Annotated in this window: 1 protein-coding gene and 1 pseudogene; both read left to right on the forward strand. The window is 54.8% G+C overall.

All coding sequences use genetic code 11. The features are described 5' to 3' along the window. Positions 1 to 495 (forward strand): annotated as a pseudogene (locus VZ95_RS20910) (ABC transporter substrate-binding protein); the annotation flags it as partial. Positions 496 to 562: 67 nt separating this feature from the next. After that, positions 563 to 952 (forward strand): TRAP transporter small permease subunit (locus VZ95_RS20915; protein ID WP_045777586.1); only part of this gene is annotated, 390 nt, incomplete at its 3' end.

A 952-nucleotide genomic window follows, 5' to 3' on the forward strand; every position in this document is an offset into this window, starting at 1 on the left:
TATCCCGCGCTCGAAAAAGGCACGATTGACGCCGCCGAGTGGGTCGGCCCCTACGACGATGAGAAACTAGGGTTCTATAAGGTCGCAAAATACTATTATTATCCCGGTTGGTGGGAAGGGGGCTTGAATCTGTCGGCGATCGTCAACCGCGAGCAATTAGAATCGCTTCCGAAGGAGTATCGGGCGATTCTGGAGGCCGCGTGTTACGAAGCCAGCATTGCGATGATGACCAAGTACGACGCGCAAAACCCGATTGCGCTGAAGAAGCTGATCGGTTCGGGGGCGGTGCTCCGCCCGTTCTCGCGGGAGATTTTGCAGGCGGCTCACAAGGCCTCCTACGAACTCTACGAGGAATTGGCGAAAACCAATCCGAAGTGGAAGAAAATCTACGAACCGTGGAAAGCCTTCCGCGACGATCAGTACCTCTGGTTCCGTGTGGCAGAAACGACCTTCGATAATTTCACCTTCACGGCGGGCGCCCAGCGCACCCCGTAAGGCAGGCAAAAACAGGGGAAGTAAGAGGAACCTCTTGCTTCCCCGATACAAAAAGTGAGGGGGGCTTATGGGAGCTTTACTATCCCTCAGTCGGTTCATCGACCGGCTGAACGAATTCGTTGGCGGAAATATTAAATGGTTTCTGCTGGTCGCCGTCATCGTTTGCACGGTGAATGCACTCATCCGCTATCTCTTCGATAATAGTTCGAACGCTTGGCTGGAGCTGCAATGGTATTTGTTCGCGGCAGTGTTTCTGCCGGGGGCGGGCTATACGCTGCTGCGCAACGAGCATGTGCGGATCGACGTGATTATCGGTCGGTTCAGTCCGCAAGCGCGGGCGAAGGTCGAAATTTTCGGCACGCTGGTTTTCCTGATGCCGGTGGTGCTGCTGATTCTCTATCTGTCGTTCCCGATGGTGTGGGATTCGTTCATCCACAGCGAAATGTCCAGCAATGCG

Source organism: Elstera litoralis, from assembly GCF_000963705.1.
In the GTDB taxonomy this organism is placed as follows: Bacteria; Pseudomonadota; Alphaproteobacteria; order Elsterales; family Elsteraceae; genus Elstera; species Elstera litoralis.